We start from the raw sequence: 23292 nt of genomic DNA on the forward strand, positions 1-23292 counted from the left end.
GGGCTCTTGCGGCGGAGCACCGTTGGAGGTGATCAAGCAATACATTCAAAACCAGCGGGGCTGACGCCCCGGCGAAATTCCCCTCCCACCTACGTCGGAGGGAGTCCCCTTTCGCATTTAAGATGGCCAGGGTGCCGAGGAAGAATCCTTCCCTGTCGAGCAGGGGGCGGGAGACGGAGACGCTGCGGCTCTTGTCGTCGAATTGGCTGGTGTAGTGGTCGGTGTAGTGCACGAAGGGTGTTCGCACGGCGGCGGAGAGAAACCAGGGGCGCTTCCTGGCATCAACGTGCTCCTCGACCGGCAGATGGGGGATGGAGTTGAACCGCCCCTGTGGATCGGCGAGCAGGATGCTCTTCACATAGGGGGTGAGCGCCAACGTTTGCATCAGGGAGATGCCAAGGGATGTATGGCCCTCATTGAGGAAGGCATCCAGGCCTGATTCATCGATGACACTGCCCGTTTCGTTGAGGACATGCTCCAGTGACTTGAACTGTGGCTCGATGGACTGGGTCGCCATGTTGTGCACGAACATGGCCGCCACCTTGTGATACTTGCGCTCGGCAGAGGTCCGGATGCTGACACTGACGGCCATCAGGGCGATGAGCAGGGTCAGGATGATGACTCCGAAGGTGACGTTGAGCTGGGTATCGCAGTGCAGGTTTTGGTGGGCGGTCTCATTCATAGGCGTGTGCTGATGGCTTGGTATTGTCTCAATCAGGGCTGATAAAAGGGTGGGCATGCTATCGCCTCCTTTATCAATAGCGATTGACCAGGATCAACAAGGGGAGGGAGAACGCGACCATACTTGTCTGATGAGTGTGAATATGGGGGTGAAAATGCCGCCATGTTCTGAATATGTGATGGTTACTTGCCGATTGGCTGTGAAAGTGAAGGCGGTGACCTTCATCAGGCGGCCATGATGGACCCTCTCAGAGAGCCTCGACGACGTTGCCATCTTGCCTCCGATAGGAGATGGCGTGCCTGCCACCCTCGCTTTTCCCGCTTCCCCGCCAACATGCCCCAAATTGTTAATATCGGGGCAAAATAGAACAATAAAATGCAAATGATATTTGTTACTATTCACATGCAGTAAGTAATCGAGGATCAGATGCAGCTTGTTCACCCCCCTTTGACCCTGGTCGCCGTGACCATCTCCACCCTGCTTGCAGGCTCTGTACAGGCCGCCGCGTCCGACAGCCAGGATACGGCCACCGCCGACGAGACCCTGACCGTGCTCGGCCAGACCTATCGCAACACCGCGACCAAGACCCGGCTCGACCCCATCGAGACGCCCCAGGCCATCTCGGTGGTGGATGGGGAGACCCTGTCGCTGCGCGGTGTCAGTTCGGTGAGCGAGGCGCTGCGCTACGTCCCCGGCGTCAACACCGAGCTGAGGGGCGGGGCGGTCAACCGGCTGGATCTGTTCAACATCCGTGGCTTTGACAACTACCAGAACTTCTATGACGGCCTGCTGCTCCAGTACAACGACTGGAACCTGCAACCCCAGATCGATCCGGTGGCCATCGAGCAGCTGGAGGTGTTCAAGGGGCCGACATCGGTGCTCTATGGCAGCATGCCCCCCGGCGGCATGGTCAACCTCATCGCCAAGCGCCCCCAGCGGGAGAGCAAGCACAACGTGAGCGTGGCGACCGGCACGGGCACCCTCAAGGAGATGACCCTCGACAGCACCGGTGCCATCAACGAGCAGCTCGCCTATCGGCTGGTGGGACTGGCCCGGGAGAAGGATGGCCAGGCGGTGACCTCGAAGGAGGAGCGCTACGTCTTTGCGCCGTCCCTGGACTGGCAGCTCGGCGAGCGCACCCTGCTGAACCTCAACCTTTACTACCAGAAGGATCCCGAGGCCGGCATCTACACCACTGTGCCCGCCAGCGGCTCGGCCAAATCCAATCCCCTGGGGCAGCTTGGCAGTGACACCTTCCTTGGCGACGAGAACTGGAACGAGTACAACCGGGATGTGACCCTGCTGGGCTACAAGCTGAGCCACGACTTCAACGAGCGCTGGCAGGTGTTGCAAAATGCCCGCTACATGGATGCGTCTGCCTATCAGCGCAACACCTACAACGCGGCCCTGGCGGCGGACAACCGCACCCTGGCCCGCAACGCCTATCTCACCGATGAAGACTCTCGCGGCGTTGTCATCGACAACCAGCTGGCGGGCAAGGTACAGACGGGCTCTGCCCAGCACAACCTGCTGCTCGGGGTCGACTACCAGTACCTGGATGCCCATGTCCTCTACCGGGATACCCTCGACTACTCGGCGCCCAGCATCGACATTTTCAACCCGAACCATAGCCAGATAGTCCCAGAGGCACTCACTTTCAACTACCAGGATAAAAAGGTGATCCGTCAGTCCCAGACCGGCGTCTATCTGCAGGATCAGGTGCGCCTCGATCGGCTGGTGGCCATCGGCGGCGCCCGCTACGACCGCTACCGGATGGACACCGACAGCCGGACCCTCTATCAGGGGGCGGACAGCCAGTCCCTGGCCCACATCGATCAGGACAACCTCTCCTTCCGCGTCGGCGCGCTCTATGAGCTGGATGGCGGCTTCTCCCCCTATGCGAGCTATGCCGAGAGTTTCGAGCCGGTGCCGGGGGCGGACAAGCAGGGTCAGGCGTTCAAACCGGCGACCGGTCATCAGTGGGAAGGGGGCGTCAAGTTCCTCTCCGACGACATGAGCAAGACGGCGACGCTGTCGGCGTTCCACATCACCAAGAAGAATGCCCTGGTGACGGATCCGGACAATGTCTACGGGCCCAAGCTGCAGACCGGGGAGACGGTCTCCAGGGGCATCGAGCTTGAGGGGAGAGCCGATCTCACCAGCCAGCTGGATCTGGCCCTCAACTACACCCTGATGGACATGGAGATCACGCGCGATACCACCACGTTGCAGGGCAAGACGCCGGTCTGGGTCCCCAGACAGATGGCGTCGCTGTGGAGCAACTACTACCCCGGCGGCAACCTCGAGGGGATGCGAGTGGGCGCCGGCCTGCGCTACGTGGGGGAGGCCGAGATGGATGCCGCCAACACCGACAAGGTACCGGACTACCTCCTGATGGATATGTCCGCCTCCTACGATCTCGCCGCCCTCAGCGCAAGCCTGAAAGGGGTAGGGGTATCGCTTGGCGCCAGCAACCTGTTCAACAAGACCTACTACTCCTGCTACGACCAGAACAACTGCTGGTTCGGGGCCGAACGAAGCGTGGAGGCGCGACTCAAATACGCATTCTGACCTTGCGCCCCGGCACGCGCCCGGGGCCCTTTCAACGAATGGGCGAGGAGAGGGCGCGCGGTGTGCCGCACGGCCTTGGCCGGGAAAAAGCGGACGCGGAACGCGCCCTCGTCTCGGATCACCAGGCCCTGTTCGCGGCGGCGGCCAGCCTGATCCCGTCCCTCAAGGGGAACCTGGTGGCGGCCGGTGACGTGCGTCCGCCACTGACGGATGCCACCGGAGCGACGTCGGCCGAGGTGGCCGCAGCCCTCCATGCGCACTGGCAGCAGGCACACCCGGAGGCGGGACCCGCCTACTGGCTCACCCGCAGCTGGGGCATGCTCTGCTGGCAATCCATCTATCTCGCCATGGTGGCCGTCTACCGCCATCAGGCCGTGCCTGCCCTCGACAGGCTGGGACAGGGGCATGAGGCCGGCGTGGTGTCGGGCTTTACCCTGCCGGCCGAGCCCATGATCAAAGGGGAGGTCGGCGTGTTGATCAAGACGGCCGGGGAGCGACTCCAGGCGCACTGGCAGGGGCAGTTCACCCTCCTTGGGACGGCGCAGCGGCTGCGCCCCGGTTTCGTGCGCCCGCTCCTGGCGGACGATCTGCTGGCGGCCCTGGTGCGGGTGCCCGATTTCTTCGGGGAGGTGAGTCGGGAGGAGGTGAGGTCCCATGCTCCCCTCTGGCTTGAATCCTGTGGCCTGCCGTCGGCACATCTGACGGGCTGGTGCGAAGCAGGCCTGCCCCGGGACGATGCCTTCCCGGGCTATGTGCGCCAGCGCTGCTGCCTGCACTACAAGCGCCGGGATGGGGAACTGTGTGGCAACTGCCCGCGAAGGCTGGGTGGGGCGAGGGGTGATGAATGCTGATACCCGACTCTTCGTCTGCGCGGGCAACCCGTGGTGAAAGCCGCCTGATCCTGGCGGCTTTTTTGTGCCCGGCTTACTGGGCCGCCATCCGGGTGCGAATGCGCTCGAACAGGCTCTGCAGGCAGGCCTGATCTTTGTCGGCGGCGCGCACGGCGCCATACATGTGGCGGCGAATGCCCTCCCCGAGAGGGCGCGCCTCAAGCAGGCCCTGGCGCACGAACTCCTCGCTGGCCCAGCGGGGCAGGGCGGCGAGCCCGAGCCCGGCGGCGGCCATCTGCAGCATGACCGAGGTGTTGTCCACCGGTTTGCAACGGGCGGGCTCCACCCCGGCCGGTTGCAGGAAACGGCTGAACACGTCCATGCGCGCCCGCTCCACCGGGTAGACCAACAGCACCTCCGGTCGCAGATCGTCCGGTGCGATGCGCCGCTGCTGGCAGAGGGGGTGATCCGGCGCCATCACCAGGGTGAGATCGAAGGCGAACAGCGGCTCGAAATGAAGATCCCCGCGGGCCTGCACATCCGAGGTGAGCAGCAGGTCGAGCTGGCCGCCAAGCAGGGCACTGATGGCATCGAAACCCGGCACCGACTCCACCTCCAGATCTACGCCGGGCCACTGGCGGCGAAAGTCCGGCAACAGCGGGAGCAGCCACTGGATGCAGCTGTGGCAATCGAGGGCCAGATGCAGCCTGCCCGCCTCGCCGCTGTGCAGGGCGACCAGCTGGCGCTCGGTCTGGGCCAGGGCGGGCAGCACCTGACGGGCCAGGGCCAGCAGATGCTGGCCTGCCGCCGTCAGCACCAGAGGGCGGCTTTTTCGAAGAAACAGCTCCAGATTGAGGCGGGTCTCCAGCTCCTTGAGCTGGTGGGAGAGGGCGGACTGGGTGAGGTTGAGGGTGAGTGCGGCCCCGGCCAGGGACCCTTGCTCGGCGAGGGCGCTGATGGTCTTCAGGTGTTTGAGATCGATGCCCAGATTGCTGCTCTGAGGGGGGCTGGATGGGGTGGGCGCGACCATGGCACTGCTCCTTTGTGCGTCAGTTGAGAAATTCTTGAGAGCCAGTTGAAGAGGATTCAATAGCCAAGGTCACCTTATCTTGTCATTTTGGATGTGTAAACATCTGGATGGCCAAACAATCCAGATCCTCATCAGATAAACGAGCATAAGGAATGGAACCTATGACCTGCGCACACACCCTGGGCTTTCCCCGTATCGGCGCCAAGCGCGAACTGAAATTTGCCCTCGAATCCTACTGGCGTGGCGAAACCACCCAGGCCGAGCTGGTCGCCGTGGGCAAGAGCCTGCGTGAGCGCCACTGGCAGGCCCAGCGTACCGCCGGGGTCAACCTGCTGCCGGTGGGGGATTTTGCCTGGTACGATCAGGTGTTGGGTACCAGCCTGCTGGTGGACGCCGTGCCTGCCCGTCACCGCCACGGCGACACCGACCTCGACACCCTGTTCCGGGTGGCCCGTGGCCGTGCGCCGACCGGCCCGGCGGCGGCCGCTGCCGAGATGACCAAGTGGTTCAACACCAACTACCACTACCTGGTGCCGGAATTTTACCGTGACCAGCGCTTCAAGCTGGGCTGGAGCCAGCTCTTTGACGAGGTGGAAGAGGCCAAGGCCCTTGGGCTGCCGGTCAAGGCGGTGTTGCTGGGCCCTGTCTCCTACCTGTGGCTTGGCAAGGAGAAAGAGAGCGGCTTCTCCCGCCTCGAACTGCTGGATCGCCTGCTGATCGTCTACCAGGAGATCCTGGCCAAACTGGCGGCCCAGGGGGTGGAGTGGGTACAAATCGACGAGCCGGCCCTGGCGCTGGACCTGCCGGACGAGTGGCGCCTGGCCTACCTCAAGGCATATGAGCGCCTGAGCGGCCCCTGCAAGCTGCTGCTCACCACCTACTTCGGGTCCGTGGCCCATCAGCGGGACATCATCACCAGTCTGAAGGTGGACGGCCTGCACCTGGATCTGGTGGCTGCCCCCGAGCAGCTCGAGACCCTGGTCCCGCACCTGCCGGCCCAGTGGGTACTCTCGGCGGGTGTCATCAACGGCCGCAACGTCTGGCGTGCCAACCTGGCCAAGCTGGCGCCGACCCTCAAGGCCTTGAAAGAAAAGCTTGGCGAGCGCCTCTGGGTGGCCTCCTCCTGTTCCTTGCTGCACAGCCCGGTGGATTTGACCCTGGAGCACGAGCTGGATCCCCAGACCCGCAGCTGGTTCGCCTTCGCCCTGCAAAAGTGCTATGAGCTGGGGCTGCTGTCCGACTACCTGGACGGCGGCGCCCTGGACAAAATCGAGGCTTACAGCCAGCCCATCGTGGATCGGGAGTCTGACAGCCGGGTTCACAAGAAGGCGGTGCAGTCACGACTCGCCAGCCTGACCAACAGTGACTTCGATCGCCAGAGCGCCTACCCGGTGCGTGCCGACGCGCAGCGCTCGGATCTGAAGCTGCCGCTCCTGCCCACCACCACCATCGGCTCCTTCCCGCAGACCTCGGAAATCCGGGTGCTGCGTCAGGATTGGCGTGCCGGGCGCATCGATGACCAGGCTTACGAGGCGGGCATCCAGGCCCAGATCAAGGACGCGATTGAGCGCCAGGAGGCCATCGGGCTGGACGTGCTGGTGCACGGCGAGGCCGAGCGCAACGACATGGTGGAGTATTTCGGGGAGCTGCTGGACGGCTTTGCCATCACCCGCTTTGGCTGGGTACAGAGCTATGGCTCCCGCTGCGTGAAGCCGCCGGTGATCACCCGTGACATAGACCGTCCGACCCCCATGACCCTTGAGTGGACGAAGTTTGCCCAGAGCCTGACCGACAAGCCGGTGAAGGGCATGCTGACCGGCCCCGTGACCATTCTCTGCTGGTCCTTCCCGCGGGAAGACGTGAGCCGCGAGCAGTCCGCCCTGCAGATTGGCCTGGCCATTCGCGACGAGGTGGCTGACTTGGAAGCCGCCGGCATCAAGATCATCCAGATCGACGAGCCGGCGATCCGCGAAGGGCTGCCCCTGCGCAAGCAGGATCACCAGGCCTATCTGGACTGGGCGGTGCGCGCCTTCCGCCTGAGTGCAAGCCCGGTGGTGGACAGCACCCAGATCCACACCCACATGTGTTACAGCGACTTCAACCTCATCATCGAGGCGGTGGCGGCGCTGGACGCGGATGTGATCACCATCGAGACGAGCCGCAGCCAGATGCAGTTGCTCGAAGCGTTCGAGCGCTTCAACTACCCCAACGAGATCGGTCCGGGCGTCTACGACATCCACTCGCCGAACGTACCGAGCCAGGGCTGGATTGAAGACCTCATCCGCAAGGCTGCGCAACAAATCCCGGCAGACCGGCTCTGGGTGAACCCGGACTGCGGCCTCAAGACCCGCGGCTGGGAAGAGACCACCGCTGCCCTGAAGGTGATGGTCGATGCCACCCGGGCGCTGCGCGCCGAGCTGGCCTGAGGGCTTCCATTCACCCGGACGAGCGCCCGGTGAGTGTCACCAAGACGAGAGAGGGAAGGCGACAGCCTTCCCTCTTTTTTGCATGGCCGCTCCCTAGAGGGGGAGCAGGGCGGGCCGGGGGGCGGGCAGGTAGCGGGTGGGGGAAACCGACATCGTCACCGGGTGAGGGGCGCTTGCGAGCGCCTCGGTCAGCCACTGTTGGTCGAGGGGGATGGCATTGCGATCCTCGATCACCAGATTGAGGTGCTGGGCGCCCAGGCACCCGTAGCGGGCGGGGTCGGTCTGGGTAAAGAGGCCAAGACAGGGCACACCGCTGGCGGCAGCCAGGTGCAGGGGACCGGTGTCGGCGCTGACGAAGAGGGAGAGGCCGCCCGTGAAGCGGGCCAGCTCCCCCATGTTGCCAAGGGAAACGTGCACGTCCCCGAGCAGGTGCTCGGGGGCGGCGGGATCCGCGAGCTGGATCAGCAGGGCATCCGGGCTGTGACGGCGCAGATCCCCAAGCAACCGCTGCCACTGGGGCTGGGAGAGCCCCTTGCCCTTGCGAGCACCGGTGAAAAAGCCGATCAGGGGACGGCCAGGATGGGCTCGTCGCAGCGCACTCAAGGCCGGGCTTGGCCCCTGCAACAGGCTGCCAAGGGGGATGGGGTCGGCCGGATTGCCCGGTATGCCGAGCAGTTGCAGGGGCTGGTGGGCGTAGTGGCACTCACTGTCCGCAGCCCGCGGACGCTGGAAGATGAGATCCCCATGGCCATTGTCGAAGCCGCATTTCTCACGGGCCTGTACCCAGGCGGCGATGAAGTGATCCGTACTGGAGGCGAAGGGGACGTAGACCCTGTCGTAGTGTTGGCGGCGCAGACGCGAGAGTGCCGAGAGGGCGCCCGGCAGGTGTCTGCCCTGCAACCGGATCTGATGAATGTGCCGCAGGGGCAGATCGGCCAGGAAGGGGAGCAGGGCGGTGGGGCTGCACACCAGCTCCAGCTCGGCGTGGGGATGGGCGCGATGAAGCTGGTGCAGGAAGGGCAGCAGGAAGAGGTTGTTGCCGATGCGGTTGGTGCTGCGAATGACCAGGATCCGGCGGGGTGCCTGCGAAGAGGGCGGCAATGCGCTGCGACTGGCAAGCCAGCCGAGCAGGGTTCGCTCCAGTCCCGCCGTCCAGACCCGGCGTTGGCCGTCGAAGCGGCGCAGGGCATCGTTGAGGTGAGTCATACCGTTGGGCTCCAGTGTTGGGATGGCGTAAAGGGTGCCAGCGGACTCTTAAGACAATGTTAAGAAGGGAAAACGCGTGCGGATGATGGCCATGGCGGAGCGGGGGGCTGGTGCGGGACGGGGGAAAGTGGCTAGAATTGCGCATTTGAAATAAATGTTATCGTCCGCGGGAGCACCATGCAGTTCAGGGATTTTTTGCCGGTATCGACCAATACCAGCGTCAAAGAGAGTTGTTACGGCGCCCTTGGCGCCCTCATCGGCTTGCTCGGCACCGCCTTGCTGTGCCGCTGGGGGTTGGGGCTCGAGGTGCACTGGCTCATCGCCCCCATGGGGGCCTCCGCCGTGCTGCTGTTTGCCGCCCCGGCCAGCCCCCTGGCCCAGCCCTGGTCCATCCTTGTGGGCAACGGGGTGTCGGCCCTGATGGGGGTATTGAGTGCCAGCCTGGTGCCGGACATGGCTATCGCCTCGGCCCTGGCGGTGATGCTGGCCATCGCCGCCATGTTCCTCACCCGCAGCCTGCACCCGCCCGGCGGCGCCGTGGCCTTGACCGCCGTCATCGGCGGCGAGGGGATCCGGGCGCTCGGGGTCGGCTACGTGCTGCTGCCGGTGCTGCTCAACTCCCTGTTGCTGCTGAGTCTGGGCTTGCTCTACAACCGCGCTCTGGGGCGTCGTTATCCCCATGGCGGCAAGGTGGCGCCCAATCGCCACCAGACGGCGGATCCCCAGCCGAGTGCCCGACTCGTCACCCAGGACATCGACTTTGCCCTGCAAAAACACGAGGAACTGCTGGACATCAGCCGCCAGGATCTGCAGGAGCTGCTGCAGGAGGCCCAGCTTCACGCCCTGCGGGGGCGAGTGGGGACGGTGCGTTGCCAGGATGTGATGTCGCGGGATCTCGTCGTGACGACGCCACAGGCGCTTGCCATGGAAGCGTGGCATCTGCTCTCCCACCACCAGATCAAGGCGCTGCCGGTGGTGGATGAGGGGGAGAGGCTGGTCGGCATCATCACCCTGCACGACCTGATGATCGACCGGGCGGGTCACCAGCCGAGGGCGAAGGAGGCCCTTGAGCAGCAGCAGGTGGCGGATCTGATGACCCGGGAGGTGCAGACGGCGCGGCGCTACCAGCCTCTCTACGATCTGGTGGAGGCCTTCTCCGACGGGGGGCTGCACCACATGCCGGTGGTGGAGGGGGAGCAGCTGGTGGGCATCATCACCCAGTCCGACATGGTGGCGGCCCTGTTCACCCTGGCCCTGAAACCCGGACTGACGAGCGAGGAGGCGACCCCGGTGTCGTCATAGCCAGGGGGCAAGAAAAAAGAGGGCGTGCCAGGCACGCCCTCTTTATTTCGCAGACTTGCACAGACGGTGGCCAATGCCTAGCCGTAGCGGGCCAGGGTGAGCCCCTCGTCGCTGATATCCGGGGTATTGCCCGAGATGAGATCGCTGAGCAACTGGCCCGATCCTGCCGCCATGGTCCAGCCCAGGGTACCGTGGCCGGTATTGAGCCAGAGCCCGGGAATGGGGCTTGGGCCGACCAGGGGTGTGCCGTCCGGCGTCATGGGGCGTAGCCCGGTCCAGAAGCTGGCCTGCTCCAGATTTCCCCCCTGGGGGAAGAGATCCCTCACCACCATGGCCAGGGTATCGTGGCGTCTGGGGTTGAGCGCCAGGTTGAAGCCCGAGAGTTCGGCCATGCCGCCCACCCGGATCCGTTCGTCGAAGCGGGTGATGGCGACCTTGTAGGTCTCGTCCAGCACAGTGCTGCGCGGGGCACCCTCGGCATCCGTCATCGGCAGGGTGAGGGAGTACCCCTTGACCGGGTAGACGGGGAGCTCAATTCCGAGGGGGCGCAGGAAGCCGGTGCCATAACTGCCGAGGGCACAGACGATGGCGTCGGCCTGGAAGCGCTGCTCGCCGGCACGGACCGCCACGGCGCGTCCCTTCGCGATCTCGACCTCGTCGATGGCGCAGTTGAAGACGAAGCTCACCCCGAGCTTGCGGGCCTCGTCCGCCAGGGCCTGGGTGAAGCGGAAACAGTCACCGGTTTCATCTCCCGGCAGGCGCAGGCCCCCCACCACCTTGCCACGCACCCTTGCCAGGGCGGGCTCGACCTCCTCGCAGCCGCCGGCATCGAGGGACTGATAGGGGACGCCGTACTCCTCGAGCACGGCAATATCGCGCTGGCTGGCATCGAGCTGGGCCTGACTGCGAAACAGTTGCAGGGTGCCGAGCTGGCGCCCTTCGTAGTCGAGCGCGAGCTCGCCCCGCAACTGCTTCATGCAGTCGCGGCTGTATTCGGCCAGCCGTACCATGCGCCCCTTGTTGACCGCATAGGCCGCCGGCGTGCAGTTGGCGAACATCTTCAGCATCCAGCGCAGCTGGAAGGGGTCCGAGGTGGGCCGCACCGTGAAGGGGGCGTGCTTTTGCAGCAGCCATTTGGCGGCCTTGAGGGGAATGCCGGGGGCAGCCCAGGGGGAAGCATAACCCGGGGAGATCTGACCCGCGTTGGCATGGCTGGTTTCAAGGGCCACCCCGTCACGCCGCTCCAGCAGGATCACTTTGTGACCGGCCTTGGCCAGATACCAGGCGCTGGTCACACCGACCACGCCACCACCGAGTACCACTATGTCCATCTTGTCTCTCCTTGACTGGGGCCTCCACCTTAATCAGCCGCCACAGGATATTCAACTGGTGTCGATGTCATTGGTGGTTATCGCTATTCACATTTTGTTAACTGGCTCTCAATGTTGTCATTTGCTCACTTTCTGGCATGAAATCCGGTCGATTCAGAGCCGCTCCAGGTGGAGCAGATGATGCTCTGCCGTCGTCAGGATGGCTTGCTGCTGTTCTGTGGTTTGGCCATCCCAGTTGGCATAAGGCAGGGCGAGGCGAGGGTTGTTGCCAAGTTTGTCCCGGTTGCGCCATAAAAAGTGCCAATAGAGGCTGTTGAAGGGGCAGCTGTCCGGCCCGCTGCGGGCCTTCACCTGATAGTGACACCCCTTGCAGTAGTGGCCCATCCGCTCGAGATAGGCGCCGCTGCTGGCGTAGGGCTTGCTGCCCATCAGGCCGCCATCGGCAAACTGGCTCATGCCGCGGGTGTTGGGCAGCTCCACCCACTCGATGGCGTCCACATAGATGCCCAGATACCAGGTATCCACCTCGTCAGGGTGGATACCCGCCAGCAGGGCGAAGTTGCCGGTCACCATCAGCCGCTGGATATGGTGGGCATAGGCGTGCTCCAGAGACTGTCGAATGGCGTGACGCACGCAGGCCATGCTGGTTTCTCCATTCCAGAAAAAACCGGGCAGGGGTCGCTCGGCCCCGAGAAAGTTGGTGCGCCGATACTCGGGCATCTTTTCCCAGTAGAGGGCGCGGACAAACTCGCGCCAGCCGAGGATCTGGCGGATGAACCCCTCCACCTGCGCCAGGGAAATGGTGGCCTGATTGGCCTGCCAGTGAGCTTGCGCAGCGCGGATCACCTCGAGGGGATGGAGCATCTTGCTGTTCATGGAAAACGACAAGCGGCTGTGGAACAGGCTCCAGCCCCGCTCGCTCAGGGCGTCCTGATAGCGGCCGAAGTGGGGCAGGCAGTGTGCAAGGAAGTGTTCAAGCAGTGCGCGGCTCTGGCGCCGGGTGACGGGCCAGGGCAGGGCGTCGGCATCGGCACTGCCAATGGTGGCGACGCCGTGGCGGGTCAGCATGGCATCGATGTCGCTCACCTCGTTGGCAAAGGTGAGGTGCGCCGGGATGGGTTGGCTCGCCGGCAATTTGGCGCGATTCTCGGCATCGAAGTTCCAGCGCCCCCCAAGGGGTTGGCCGCGCTCATCGAGCAACACCCGGTACTGCTTTCGCAGGGCGCGGTAGAAGAACTCCATCCGGCTGTGGGGGTAGCGTCGCCAGCCATCGCGGGGGGTGAGAAAATGTTCGCTGTCCACCTCAGCGGTCGGGATGGCAAGGCCTGAGGCCCACTGGGTCAGCTGGCTTGCAAGGCGCCACTCGTCCGGGCTCTGCCAGGCGAAGCGCTCGGCCTGATGCGCTTCGAGCTGGGCCGCCAGCAAGCTCGGCAAATCGGGCCAGGGGGCGCTCTCATCGAGAGTCAGGTAGCAGACCCGGTGGCCCGCCTTGGTAAGGGCGGCGGCGAAGGCGCGCATGGCGGCAAAGAAGGCGAGCACCTTCTGGCGATGGTGGCGGCAGTAGTCCGTCTCCTGGCGCAGCTCCGCCATCAGGTAGCAGACAGCGGGATCCTGCGTGCGAAACCAGCTGTGACCTGCGTTCAGTTGATCCCCGAGAATGAGGCGTAGCTCCATCAGGGGTGCTCCTTCCGACGACGGCAGTGTTCGCTGCAATAGCGCACTTCCTGCCAGCAGCGGGCCCACTTGCGCCGCCAGGCAAAAGGACGCAGGCAGACGGGACAGATCTTCTCGGGTAGATGGGGTTTGAGGTGCATGTGGCGGCCCTGTTGATGCCCTTGGTTTCTCTCTGCCTCCTTAACGAAGCACCATACGGTCGGGATCACTGGGGGAGCAGAAAGAGGCAATAGGGGGTGATTGCCACTCATGAAAAAGGCCCCCGCACCTGCCGGTTCGGGGGCCCTTGTTCTCGTAGCCGTTACTGGCTGCTGAAGAGCCTGGGCTGGGGAGTGGACTGCGCCGTCAGGGTCATGCGGCCCGAGGTTTCCAGCCAGCTCTTGATCTTTCTGGCATCGGCGACCCGTTCATCCGTGGTGTTGGCGTGAAGCAGTACCATGACCACGGGCTCGTTGTTGACCCGGGTTCCCATCACCAGGCAGCGCCCCGCCTCGCGGATATAACCGGTCTTGGAGACCAGAATGGGCCAGCTTCCTTCCCGTACCAGGCGGTTGGAGTTGAGGTAGTGCAGCTGGCGCTTGCCGTTGCGTACCAGACGCTGCTCGGAGGCGGTGTACTGGCGGATCAGCGGGTAGGTGGATGCGGCGGCAGCCAGTTTGGCGAGATCGTGTGCGGTGGAGACGTTGCGGGGGTTGAGCCCGGTGCTGTCGGCGAAATGGGTGCTCCACATGCCGAGCATGCGGGCCTTGGCATTCATTGCCTCGATAAAGGCCTTGCGGCCACCCGGGTAGTGTCGTCCCAAGGCGGAGGCGGCGCGGTTTTCAGAGGACATCAGTGCGATGTGCAGCATGTCGGCGCGGCTCAGGCGCGAGCCCACCGCGAGGCGCGACCCGGTGCCCTTGAGTCTGTCCACGTCATCCATGGTGACGGTGAGGGTTTCGTTGAGGCGCTGATTGCCGTCCAGTACCACCAGCGCTGTCATCAGCTTGGTGATGGAGGCGATGGACATCACCCGGTTGGCGTTGCGCTCTGCCAGTGTCTCGCCGGTTTTCGGGTTGACGACCACGTAGGCATCGGATCTCAGCGGAAGGTTGCTGCGGGGTTCGAGCAGGCTGTTGGTGGAAGAAGAGGTCGCAGAAAACGGGTTGGCATGGGCGCTTTCCATGCTGGCGGGAAGGAGGAAGGCGCCGAGCAGCAAGGGAAGAAAAGGACGAAGGTTCATGATTTGACTCTACTACGACTCACAGGGACATTTGGCTAAGTTATATGACGGTAATTGACGCTTCACAACGTCTGGTGGCCGGATATTTCCATTTTATGGGTTGGCGCACCTTGAAATCCCCCGCATCGGGGCTATCGGGCCCGCAAAAGGGAGTCATAGAGGCCTGTCAGGCCATGGCAGACACGCCACTACGGGGGCGCACTATATGCTGGTGAGGGGCGGGATGACGACTCTTTTTGCACCTTTCGGCGCCTTGGGATGATGAAGGGGTCGTTAATGGCGACCATGGCGATAAAAACGGCGCCCGGCAGGGAAGATGGCCCGCTGCATTATCGCCGTTTTGCCCCGCTTCATCCTCCCATCATCCGCGCGGTCTGAATGGCCTCGATCAGTGCGGCCCGGTTGATGCGGGGACGCTCCTCGTCCAGCAACTGCTGCCAGAGGGCGATGGCCTGGGAGTAGCGGCCGTGCAGGAAGTGATCGGAGGCGAGCAGCATCAGGGCGCTCACCTCGCCCTTGTCCTGCTTGAGCGCGCTATCAAGCAGACGCAGCGCCTCCGGGGTGAGCTGCTGGCCTGCCTGGTAGTAGAGCACGGTAGCCTGGGCGGCCTGGGTCGCCGCGCTGGCGCCCCCTTCTTGCAGGGCGAGACGCTGGTAGGCAAGCAGGGCGTTGGCGTACTCGTCCCGATAGAGATAGAGCTGGCCGAGCGCCGCCCAGCCGTCGAGATCGGCGGGGTTGGCTTGCAGGCGCTGGTGCAGGGCGCCCAGCGCCTTGTCTTGCAGATCCCGCGGGCTCAATCCCGCCAGCGGATCGGGGCGCGATTGATAAGCCTGCCACGCCTGATAGCGGCCGGTGCCGGCATAAATACCGGCCATCAGCGCCAGCAGCAGGGTCCCAAGCAGTATCCAGGAGCGCAGCCAGAGCTGCGGACGGGCGGTGCTATCTCTTACCAGCCGCTCGCGCAGGGCCTGCTCGGCGGTTGGGGTGGCGTTGGCGAGGTGGGCCAGCTCCAGCTCCCGGTAGAGGCGGCTGTGGGGGGCAAGCCCCGCCTGCTGCTCGGCCATGATCAGCCGGTTCAGCTCGGCCCTGGGGTCGTGGGCGAGCGCCCCCTCGGCTCTGTTGCCGACAAGCGGCACCCGCGCCGGTTGCCGGCGATGCAGGCTCCTGCGCAGGCGATTGAGCGCCAGCAACAGCAAGAGGGCGGGGCCGCCCCACAGCAGCGCCGTGCTGCGCTTGAAGGGGGGATCGTAGCGCACGAAATCGCCGAAGCGCTCCGTCATGCGGGCGATCACCTGCTCATCAGATTGTCCCTCGTCCACCCAGCGGTAGACCTCAAGCCGCAGATCCCGGGCGATGGGGGAGTTGGACTCCACCAGGTTCTGGTTCTGGCACTGGGGGCAGCGCAGGGAGCGGGCCAGCTCCTGAGCGCGGGTCTGCCGCTCGGGGTGGCGAAACTCATAGGTGTCGACCCCGCTGGCAAGGGCCCCGAGGCTCAAGGCAAGCAAGAGCGGCGCTATCAGGGCGTGGCCGAGACGGTTCATGGCTTGCTCTCCCGCACTTGTCTCTCTACTTCTCTCTCCACTTCTCTTTCCACTTCGGGCTGGCTGGCGGTGTTGCCGCGGGCCTTTGCAAGCAGGGGGGCAAACTGGCGTTGCCAGACTTCCCGGGTGAGCAGGCCGGTATGGCGGGTCAACAGGGTACCGTCGCCGGCGAAGAGATAGGTCTCCGGCGTGCCGTAGACGCCGAGCTCCAGGGCAAGTTTGCCGTCAGGGTCGGCCAGCACGGTGCGATAGGGGTTGCCCGCCTCGATGAGCCAGGCGCGGGCGGCATCTACCTTGTCCCGGTAGTTGAGGCCATAGAGGGGCACAGCGCTGGCCAGCTCACCCAGCAGCGGATGCTCGGCGCGGCAGTTGGGGCACCAGCTGGCCCAGACGTTGAGCACGAAGGGTTCCCCCTTGAGCGCCGCGGTGTGGATGGGGGGGCCACCAAGCAGATCGTCACTCTGCCACGCGGGCAGGTTGCGCCCTGCGACGGCCTCATCCTGGCTGTAGGGGTTGTTGCCAAGGCCGAGCCAGAGCAGGGCGCCGAGCCCCAGGGTGAGCACGAGCGGCACGAACAGGCGCAAACGGGCGTTCATAAGGACTCCTGTTCAAGCCGAGGGCAGGGGGCGGTCGCTGCCGCAGGATGGTTAGCCAGCAGCGGCCGGCGGACGATCAGGCGCAGTGTGCCACCCGCTATCATCAACAGGCCACCGAACCAGATCCAGCGCACCAGTGGCTTGTAGTGCAGCCTCATGGCATAGGCGCCTGGTCCCATCTTCTCGCCAAGCACCACGTAGAGATCGCCGAGCATTCCCCACGCGATGCCAGGCTCGTTCATGTTCATGGTGCGCACGCTGTAGTGACGCCGTTCCGGCGTCAGCCGCGCCACCTCTTTACCATCCTGATGCACGCTAAGCGTGATGCGCTCGGCGGTGTAGTTGGGGCCGATGATGGGCTCGCTCCCCTCATAGCGAAACGCGAAGGCGCCGAGCCGATAGGGTTGGCCTGCGGCGAGTACGGCGCCCCCCTCCTGACTGTGGTGACTCACCTGCGCAATGCCGAGGGCGCACACTGCCACCCCGAGGTGGGCCAGCAGGCTGCCGAACCGATTGAGGGTGAGCTCGCGCAGGGCGACCGGTTGCAAGAGCGGGAGCAGCAGGCTGGCCATCAGCCAGAGGCTCAGCACGTTGGCCGCAAGCCCCAGCCAGCTTGCCCGCAGCGGTTCGGGATAGGCGAGGCTCAGCAAGGTGCCCCCCAGCAGGCCGAACAGGCATGGGAGCAGTACCTTGATGCGGCGCTGGGCTGCCAGATGCTGCCAGCGCAGGCGCGGCAGCTGGGTCATCAGCGCCATCAGGCAGAGGGCCAGCGGCACGAAGATGGTATTGAAATAGGGGGCGCCCACCGAGAGCGAGCCCAGATGGAGCGACTGGAACACCATGGGGTAGAAGGTGCCGAGCAGCACGCTGGCGCAGGCCACGCAAAGCAGCAGGATGGCGGCGCCGAGCAGCCCCTCTTTTGACAGCAAGCCAAAGCGGGCATAGGGAGCGCGAATGTCCGCCCGCAGGGCAAACAGGGTGAGGGCGCAGGTCAATAGCAAACCGAGCAGCAACAAGAGGGTGAGGCCGCGGCTGGGGTCCACCGCAAAGGCGTGTACCGAGGTGAGCACCCCGGAGCGCACCACGAAGGTGCCGAGCAGGCTCAGCGAAAAGGTAAAGATGGAGAGCAGCAACACGGCGTGGCCGTAAGCGCCGCGCTTCTCGCACACCACCAGGGCGTGCAGCAGGGCGGTGCCGAGCAGCCAGGGCAAGAGGGAGGCATTTTCCACCGGATCCCAGAACCACCAGCCGCCCCAGCCGAGCTCGTAATAGGCCCACCAGGAGCCCAGCACAATACCGGCGGTGAGAAAGACCCAGGAGCCGAGCGCCCAGGGGCGGCTCCAGTGGGCCACGGCGCCATCGAGCCGACCCGAGTGCAGCGCCGCCATGGCGAAGGCGAAGTTGACCGCAAAGCCGACGTAACCGAGATAGAGCAGGGGCGGGTGGATGATGAGGCCGATGTCCTGCAGCATGGGGTTGAGATCGCGCCCCTCCAGCGGCCCTGGGAACTGGCGGTCAAACGGGCTGGAGAAGATCAGGGTATAGAGGCCGAACAGCCCGACGATCAGCCCCATGATGGCCAATACCCGGGTTGTGATCAGCGGATCGACCCGTTTGGAGCAAAGGGCCACCAGCGCGCCCCACAGCCCCAGCGCAAAGACGAAAAAGAGCATGGAGCCCTCGTGGCCGCCCCACACGGCCGCCAGCTTGAAGCCAAGGGGCAGGGCGCTGTTGGCGTGCTGGGCCACATAGACCAGGGTGAAGTCATCCTGGCCAAAACAGCTGGCGAGCAGCAGCAGGGCGGCCACCAACAGGAGCGCGACCAGGATGGCCAGCGGTGTTGCGCAGCCGAGCAGCGGGCGTGAGGCGAGCCGCAGCCCCAGCCAGGGCAGCAGCCCTTGCAGCAGGGCGAGCCCGGTCGCCAGCAACAGTGAGAGATAGCCGAGCTCCGCCAGCACACAACCTCCAGTCAATCATTTGTCTATGTTATGCCGCAGCGTCTGCACCGTACCGGCGCTGAGGGATAACATCCACCTTCTGGCAACAACCAATCGCAACAACTCATCGCCACAAACAAGCGCCAGTCACCCGAAGGGCGGCTGGCGCTTATCCCCAGCTTTCAATAACCGGTTCACTATCCGTCGCGAGAGGTTGTCAGCAAGGTAAAGAGCAGCGCAGGAACCGGAGTGTATGTGAATACATGAGGATTCCGAGCAGCACATGAGCCTTGATCACGGCCTCGCAGCAGGAGCGTGAACCGATTTTTAAACTACCGTCATCTGGCCGGCATAGAGCACGAAGTAGCGCAGCAGCAGGATCCCCACCAGGGTCAGGCTGCAGACCAGTACCAGATAGCCGTTTTTGGCCCGCAGCGGCGCGGGGGCCAGCAGGGCCAGCAACTGGGGCAGCAGCATGCCGATGCCCACCACCCCGAGCCAGAACACCTGAGCCCAGAAGCCGCTGCCGATGGCGGCCCACATGGCTGCCTCCTTCTGGCCGCCACCGAAGTAGAGGCCGGTAAAGAAGCAGACCAGCAGCAACACCTCCACCGCCAGCACCGGCCGCTCGAAGCGGTGGACAAAGCTCACCCCCTGGCTGTGATGGTTCTCCTTGAACAGGGTGACCGCCAGCAAGATGGTGGAAGCGATGCCGGAGCTGACGCCGGAGATGAGGAACAGCACCGGCAGCACCGGGTTGTTCAAGAGCGGATAGGTCTTGAGCGCCGACAGCAGAAAGCCGGTGTAGGCCCCCAAGAGCACGGCGAGCAGCAGCAAGAGCGGCGCCAGCAGCCGCTCGATGCGGGCGAGCCAGCCAATCAGACCATCCACAAAGGCGAACTTCTCTTGCAGCAGGTGACTGCGCAAGGTCTCGATCTCGGCCCGAAATACCACCGCCAGCCAGGCAAACAGCACCGCCATGTAGACCTGAAACAGCATGACCCCCATCGACATCACGGAGTCGAACTGGTAGTGGAACATCAGCTTCCAGAAGGTCCAGGGGCGGGCCAGGTGGAAGATGAGGATCAGTAACCCCAGCACCACGCTCACCGGCGCCAGAATGGCGGTCGCCTTGATGATGCCGCTCTCGCTGCCGGCTCCCTTGCGGCGCAGCAGCACCGAGAGGCTGGTGGCCCCGGCGGAGATGCCGAGCAGAAAGAGATAGATGGCGATTGGCCAGTCCCAGACAAGTGAAGGGAAGTGAAATGCGTCATGCAACATGATCCATTCCTCCTTCTGTTACTGCGGTAGATGGCGATCGGACAAATCCCCACACAAGGGAAGGGAAGTGAAATGCCTCTTGCATCGTCATGACTTTATCTCCCCTTTGGGCACGCGGTACATCTTGGGCGAAGTGCCGAGTGCCTGCTTGTAGCGATAGGTGGTCTCCTTTACCAGCCGTTTGGCGATGGGGCTGTCCGGGTCATCCAGATTGCCGAACACCAGCGCCTTGGTGGGGCAGGATTCCACGCAGGCCGGCTCCTTGCCCGCCGCCAGGTTGGTCCTGCGGCAAAAGTCGCACTTGTCGGCCACCTTGGTCACAGGGTTGATAAAGCGCACCTGATAGGGGCAGGCGGCCAGACAGTACATGCAGCCGACGCAAAGATCCGGGTTGACGTCGACGATGCCATCCTCCTTGCGGATATGGGAGGCACCGGTCGGGCAGACGTGCACGCAGGGAGCGTTGTCGCAGTGCTGGCAGGACTTGCGAAAGAAGTGGTACTCGGCATCGGGGAAGGTGCCGATGGGGCCGGAGCGGATGATCTCGAGGCGCGAGACCCCCTCTGGCACCTGATTCACCTCCCGGCAGGCATCCATGCAGGCGGTACAGCCGATACAGGCCGTCTCGTCGTGGATCATGCCAAAGCGTACCCCGTCGATGGTCTGGCTGTGGGCGAGGGGGGTGGCAAGGGAGCGAGTCGGCCCTGTCATCATGATGAGGGCCCCCGCACTCATCCCCGCCATGAAGTGACGGCGAGAGCAGCTCATGGTGCCTCCTTGCCCGAGGTGGTGTTCGCCTTGGCCGCCTTGACGACCTCATGCTGCTTGCTGTGGCAGTCGACGCAGAGTTTGATGCGGGACTTCTCCGGAATAGCCACCATGGGCTCCTTGGCCGGGTGCAACTGGTGGCAGCTGGTGCAGGTGAGCTTGGTGGCGTGCACATCGTGGGCCCAGAGAGCCTCGCGAAGCACTTTGGGCTCGTGACAGCTCATGCAGACCCCGTTCTGCTCGGCGATGGGGTAGCTCTCGGTACTCTGTTTGTCCTTGAAGCTGTCGCTAAAGCGCATCACATCCTTGACCCCTTCCCGGTGTTGGGGGGAGGGCTGACCATGACAGTTGGTGCAGGTGACCGGCGCCAGGTTGTTGGGGTTGGTCGCCTGGCCGTGCTTGCCGTGCATGCCGTATGCCTGCTCCTTGTGGCAGTCGGTACAGGCGGCATCGGGATTGCGCAAAAACTCCACCTCATGTGTGGCAGAGAGGGCCGCAGGGGTGTTCGCCGCATCGGCGGCCTGACCCTGCAGGCTGGTGAGCAGCATGGCTGCCATCAGCATCAGTCGTAAGAAATCCATTGTTAAATCACCCATAGGAAGCCTCCATCCGGCTGCGGGCCCGACACTGGGGGCCCGCATGCCTCGTCATTGTGCGAGCCGTCCGGCCGCTTTGGCCTCGGCATCCCAGGCGGGGACTGTGGTCTTGAGGAACTGGGCCTTGTCGCTGTTCATCTGTTTCATGTCCATGCCAAGAGCTGCCTGGGCCTTCTCCTTGCTGGAGATGTCAGGAATGGCGATCTCGTGGCTGATCCCCTTGGCGGCCAGCAGGCGTGCCAGCTTGGTGCGGGCGTCGGCGGCCTTGTCCAGGGCGGTTCCCAGCATGCGCAGCGCCACTTCCGGGGCGTGCATCTGCACCCCGTGGGAGGCGATGGAGAAGTCCCAGCGCCATTGGGCGTGACGGATGTCCTGCAGAATGTCCTTCATCTCGGCCTCGGTGGCGCCGGCATCCCAGGCGGCCTTGGCTTCAAAGTGGGCGTGCACCAGCTGCTTCTCGACTTTGAGCTTGATTTCGGTGACGGCATCCTTGCGTTGCTTGACCACCCCTTGCAGCATCTCCTTGCTCTGGGTGTGGCAGTTGCGGCAGGTCTGATCGAAGCGATCGAAGGGGTTGCCTACCTTGTGATCGGTGTAGACCTTGCCCTGTTCGTTCTGCACCTTGGGCATGTGGCAGTCGACGCAGGCGACGTTGTTCTGGCCGTGAATGCCGGCGCGCCAGGTTTCGTACTCGGGGTGCTGGGCTTTGAGCATGGGGGTCTTGGAGAGGGCATGGGTCCAGTCGGCAAAGCCAATCTCGTCGTAATACTCTTCCATCTGCTCAACTGTGGTGCCCTTGTCCCAGGGGAATTTCACCGCCTTGGTGGGGCCGCTGAAGTAGTACTCCACGTGGCACTGGCCGCATACCTGGGACTGTTGATCGAAGCGCCCCTGCTCCTTGAACGGCTTGCCGATGGCGGTCATGGCCCGTTCGGCATAGGGACGGGAGAGGTGCAGGGCGGGTTTCCCCTCCTTGAACTCTTTCGAGGCGGTGTCGTGGCAGTCGGCGCAGCCGATGGTGTTGACGATCTCGGGGCCGCCTTTTGCCCACATCCCCTTGAAGTAGCCATCCTCACCCTTCTCGTCGATGACGCGGGCCACGTCCGGGCCTTTGCAGCTCCAGCAGGCCATGGGCAGCGGACCGTCTTCGGCGGTCTTGGGGGCGCCGGTGCGCAGGGTTTCCCGCACGTCGGTCAGCGCATAGAAGTGGCCGCGCGGCTTGTTGTAATCCTTGGAGAAGGGGTAGCCGGCCCAGAGCACCACCATCTGTGGATCTTCCGCCAGGGCGTCGGTGCGCTCGCGGCTCTCGCTGGTGCCTTTCCAGCTGGTGAACTGATCGGCGTGATCCTTGGCGAACAGCTCGCTGCGCGCCTCAATCTTCCCTTTGGGGGCACTGTCGTCTGCCTGTGCCAGACTGCCTGCACCCAGCAGGACGGTCAGCAGCAGGGCCGCCAGCCCTGGTCGAAATAGCTTGTCATATGAACCCACGGTCATCACTCCCAGATAAAAAGTCCATGTCGGGCCTGACCGTTCCATCTTGGTGTGGACATCTGTGCTCATCATCGACGGGCATGGCAGGCCGATCCATTGTTATGGCTGCATATAAATCGGTGTTTATGCAATTGCTCGGGGGAATAATACCAAATGGGTAAAATGGATAATCATTTATCCCCGTGGGAGTTGCGCTAGATCAATTGAGGGGATGGAGGGATGCCAAAAGTGCGATCCAGGTGGAATTATTGAACCTCATCCGAGGGTTATTTCCACCCGTTCTCTTTTGATGAAAATAGGTAAAAACGATGTTCATCATGCTGGTGAGGGGGGAAGGGCGAGAGGCGGCGGAGAGATACACCGCATGCAGAGAGAGAATGAACTGCTGATGTTGAATTTAAATTCAATATTAAGCTTGCGAAGGGGTGAGGGGGAGGCTTCGGTTTTCCATCCCCATGGCCCCTGTCAAGGGGCTCTGTGACAGAAGCTGTCGTAGAAATGGGTGCCAAGAGAGCCATCTATTTTTATAAAAGAGAAATTAAGGGCTTTATTCCAGCATATTCGCGTCCTGGTAGCGTCTTATTGAATTTAATAGGACGGTTTGCGGCATTTACTTTCGATATTTTCGAAAATTACGAAGGGTTATAGGGGGTGATTGACGGTAAAATAGCCGCCTGTCACGGTAATGCCAGTCAGTTAAGCCTGACTGGCATTGTTTTTACTAGGTTTTCTCGTCGCATACTTCTGTGGTTTGGCTTTGATGCACCTTGGGTAACTTCGTTCTCGGCGGGCGGGTAACTTGAACTGC

Annotated in this window: 17 protein-coding genes and 1 pseudogene; 5 read left to right on the forward strand and 13 right to left on the reverse strand. The window is 63.6% G+C overall.

Features of this window, described 5'->3' with window-relative positions; genetic code table 11:
• The 3 genes and pseudogenes from HKD46_RS18895 to HKD46_RS18905 form a co-directional block, all read left to right on the forward strand.
• Nucleotides 1–64: pseudogene (locus HKD46_RS18895) on the forward strand (IS200/IS605 family transposase); the annotation flags it as partial.
• Between the two features lie 1044 nt (nt 65–1108).
• Nucleotides 1109–3253 carry a TonB-dependent siderophore receptor gene (locus HKD46_RS18900; RefSeq protein ID WP_171865796.1) on the forward strand — a complete coding sequence of 715 codons (2145 nt, stop codon included), beginning with the start codon at nt 1109–1111 and terminating at the stop codon, nt 3251–3253.
• 38 nt (nt 3254–3291) lie between these two features.
• Complete coding sequence (locus HKD46_RS18905; RefSeq protein WP_171865797.1) at nt 3292–4104, forward strand: siderophore ferric iron reductase; 813 nt, start codon at nt 3292–3294, stop codon at nt 4102–4104.
• Between the two features lie 73 nt (nt 4105–4177).
• Here the strand turns inward: HKD46_RS18905 and HKD46_RS18910 are convergent, their stop codons facing one another.
• Nucleotides 4178–5113, reverse strand: coding sequence for a LysR substrate-binding domain-containing protein (locus HKD46_RS18910; RefSeq protein ID WP_039041273.1), 936 nt, complete (start codon nt 5111–5113; stop codon nt 4178–4180).
• A 161-nt stretch (nt 5114–5274) separates the two neighbouring features.
• On the opposite strand from HKD46_RS18910, the gene metE reads away from it, so the two are divergent.
• Nucleotides 5275–7539, forward strand: coding sequence for a 5-methyltetrahydropteroyltriglutamate--homocysteine S-methyltransferase (metE, locus tag HKD46_RS18915; RefSeq protein WP_160839232.1), 2265 nt, complete (start codon nt 5275–5277; stop codon nt 7537–7539).
• Between the two features lie 93 nt (nt 7540–7632).
• On the opposite strand, the gene HKD46_RS18920 is transcribed toward metE, so the two are convergent.
• Nucleotides 7633–8745, reverse strand: a complete 1113-nt coding sequence (locus HKD46_RS18920; RefSeq protein WP_171865798.1) for a glycosyltransferase family 9 protein — start codon at nt 8743–8745, stop codon at nt 7633–7635.
• A gap of 177 nt (nt 8746–8922) precedes the next feature.
• Between HKD46_RS18920 and HKD46_RS18925 the strand changes: the two genes are divergently transcribed.
• Nucleotides 8923–10047: an HPP family protein gene (locus tag HKD46_RS18925; protein WP_104454268.1), complete on the forward strand. Its 1125-nt coding sequence runs from the start codon at nt 8923–8925 to the stop codon at nt 10045–10047.
• Between the two features lie 77 nt (nt 10048–10124).
• Here the strand turns inward: HKD46_RS18925 and HKD46_RS18930 are convergent, their stop codons facing one another.
• The 11 genes from HKD46_RS18930 to nrfA all read right to left on the reverse strand — a co-directional run bounded on the left by HKD46_RS18930 (nt 10125) and on the right by nrfA (nt 22487).
• On the reverse strand, nt 10125–11378 hold the full coding sequence (locus HKD46_RS18930; RefSeq protein ID WP_171865799.1) for a D-amino acid dehydrogenase: 1254 nt from the start codon (nt 11376–11378) through the stop codon (nt 10125–10127).
• 153 nt (nt 11379–11531) lie between these two features.
• A complete protein-coding gene (locus HKD46_RS18935; protein ID WP_171865800.1) occupies nt 11532–13052 on the reverse strand; it encodes a cryptochrome/photolyase family protein in 1521 nt (506 codons plus the stop codon).
• Nucleotides 13052–13192, reverse strand: coding sequence for a DUF2256 domain-containing protein (locus HKD46_RS18940; protein ID WP_161469895.1), 141 nt, complete (start codon nt 13190–13192; stop codon nt 13052–13054). Before HKD46_RS18940 ends, HKD46_RS18935 begins: the two co-directional genes overlap by 1 nt.
• Nucleotides 13193–13353: 161 nt before the next feature.
• Nucleotides 13354–14274, reverse strand: a complete 921-nt coding sequence (locus tag HKD46_RS18945; RefSeq protein WP_029314613.1) for a serine hydrolase — start codon at nt 14272–14274, stop codon at nt 13354–13356.
• Nucleotides 14275–14624: 350 nt separating this feature from the next.
• A complete protein-coding gene (gene nrfF / locus HKD46_RS18950; RefSeq protein ID WP_171865801.1) occupies nt 14625–15815 on the reverse strand; it encodes a heme lyase NrfEFG subunit NrfF in 1191 nt (396 codons plus the stop codon).
• Complete coding sequence (locus tag HKD46_RS18955) at nt 15812–16411, reverse strand: DsbE family thiol:disulfide interchange protein (RefSeq protein WP_171865802.1); 600 nt, start codon at nt 16409–16411, stop codon at nt 15812–15814. Before HKD46_RS18955 ends, nrfF begins: the two co-directional genes overlap by 4 nt.
• Nucleotides 16408–18369, reverse strand: coding sequence for a heme lyase NrfEFG subunit NrfE (gene nrfE, locus HKD46_RS18960; RefSeq protein ID WP_171865803.1), 1962 nt, complete (start codon nt 18367–18369; stop codon nt 16408–16410). Before nrfE ends, HKD46_RS18955 begins: the two co-directional genes overlap by 4 nt.
• A 306-nt stretch (nt 18370–18675) precedes the next feature.
• On the reverse strand, nt 18676–19629 hold the full coding sequence (gene nrfD / locus HKD46_RS18965) for a cytochrome c nitrite reductase subunit NrfD (RefSeq protein ID WP_052815439.1): 954 nt from the start codon (nt 19627–19629) through the stop codon (nt 18676–18678).
• Between the two features lie 87 nt (nt 19630–19716).
• Nucleotides 19717–20397, reverse strand: a complete 681-nt coding sequence (locus HKD46_RS18970; RefSeq protein WP_052815438.1) for a 4Fe-4S dicluster domain-containing protein — start codon at nt 20395–20397, stop codon at nt 19717–19719.
• The gene (gene nrfB, locus HKD46_RS18975; RefSeq protein ID WP_171865804.1) at nt 20394–20993 is read right to left on the reverse strand and encodes a cytochrome c nitrite reductase pentaheme subunit; all 600 of its coding nucleotides are present in this window, start codon (nt 20991–20993) and stop codon (nt 20394–20396) included. The genes HKD46_RS18970 and nrfB overlap by 4 nt, the downstream gene beginning before the upstream one ends.
• A gap of 51 nt (nt 20994–21044) precedes the next feature.
• Nucleotides 21045–22487: an ammonia-forming nitrite reductase cytochrome c552 subunit gene (nrfA, locus tag HKD46_RS18980; RefSeq protein ID WP_171865805.1), complete on the reverse strand. Its 1443-nt coding sequence runs from the start codon at nt 22485–22487 to the stop codon at nt 21045–21047.
• Nucleotides 22488–23292: the final 805 nt, after the last annotated feature.

The sequence above is a fragment of the Aeromonas sp. TW 6 genome (assembly GCF_013168745.1).
Taxonomy (GTDB): domain Bacteria; phylum Pseudomonadota; class Gammaproteobacteria; order Enterobacterales; family Aeromonadaceae; genus Aeromonas; species Aeromonas caviae.

What these genes read in the sequence shown, in the direction of transcription:
- HKD46_RS18910 (WP_039041273.1), bottom strand. Translation starts at nt 5,113, where the DNA reads ATGGTCGCGCCCACCCCATCCAGCCCCCCTCAGAGCAGCAATCTGGGC.
- HKD46_RS18955 (WP_171865802.1), bottom strand. Translation starts at nt 16,411, where the DNA reads ATGAACGCCCGTTTGCGCCTGTTCGTGCCGCTCGTGCTCACCCTGGGG.
- nrfD (WP_052815439.1), bottom strand. Translation starts at nt 19,629, where the DNA reads ATGTTGCATGACGCATTTCACTTCCCTTCACTTGTCTGGGACTGGCCA.
- HKD46_RS18945 (WP_029314613.1), bottom strand. Translation starts at nt 14,274, where the DNA reads ATGAACCTTCGTCCTTTTCTTCCCTTGCTGCTCGGCGCCTTCCTCCTT.
- HKD46_RS18935 (WP_171865800.1), bottom strand. Translation starts at nt 13,052, where the DNA reads ATGGAGCTACGCCTCATTCTCGGGGATCAACTGAACGCAGGTCACAGC.
- HKD46_RS18940 (WP_161469895.1), bottom strand. Translation starts at nt 13,192, where the DNA reads ATGCACCTCAAACCCCATCTACCCGAGAAGATCTGTCCCGTCTGCCTG.
- HKD46_RS18930 (WP_171865799.1), bottom strand. Translation starts at nt 11,378, where the DNA reads ATGGACATAGTGGTACTCGGTGGTGGCGTGGTCGGTGTGACCAGCGCC.
- HKD46_RS18925 (WP_104454268.1), top strand. Translation starts at nt 8,923, where the DNA reads ATGCAGTTCAGGGATTTTTTGCCGGTATCGACCAATACCAGCGTCAAA.
- HKD46_RS18905 (WP_171865797.1), top strand. Translation starts at nt 3,292, where the DNA reads ATGGGCGAGGAGAGGGCGCGCGGTGTGCCGCACGGCCTTGGCCGGGAA.
- nrfF (WP_171865801.1), bottom strand. Translation starts at nt 15,815, where the DNA reads ATGAACCGTCTCGGCCACGCCCTGATAGCGCCGCTCTTGCTTGCCTTG.
- HKD46_RS18900 (WP_171865796.1), top strand. Translation starts at nt 1,109, where the DNA reads ATGCAGCTTGTTCACCCCCCTTTGACCCTGGTCGCCGTGACCATCTCC.
- HKD46_RS18920 (WP_171865798.1), bottom strand. Translation starts at nt 8,745, where the DNA reads ATGACTCACCTCAACGATGCCCTGCGCCGCTTCGACGGCCAACGCCGG.
- HKD46_RS18970 (WP_052815438.1), bottom strand. Translation starts at nt 20,397, where the DNA reads ATGAGCTGCTCTCGCCGTCACTTCATGGCGGGGATGAGTGCGGGGGCC.
- nrfA (WP_171865805.1), bottom strand. Translation starts at nt 22,487, where the DNA reads ATGACCGTGGGTTCATATGACAAGCTATTTCGACCAGGGCTGGCGGCC.
- metE (WP_160839232.1), top strand. Translation starts at nt 5,275, where the DNA reads ATGACCTGCGCACACACCCTGGGCTTTCCCCGTATCGGCGCCAAGCGC.
- nrfB (WP_171865804.1), bottom strand. Translation starts at nt 20,993, where the DNA reads ATGGGTGATTTAACAATGGATTTCTTACGACTGATGCTGATGGCAGCC.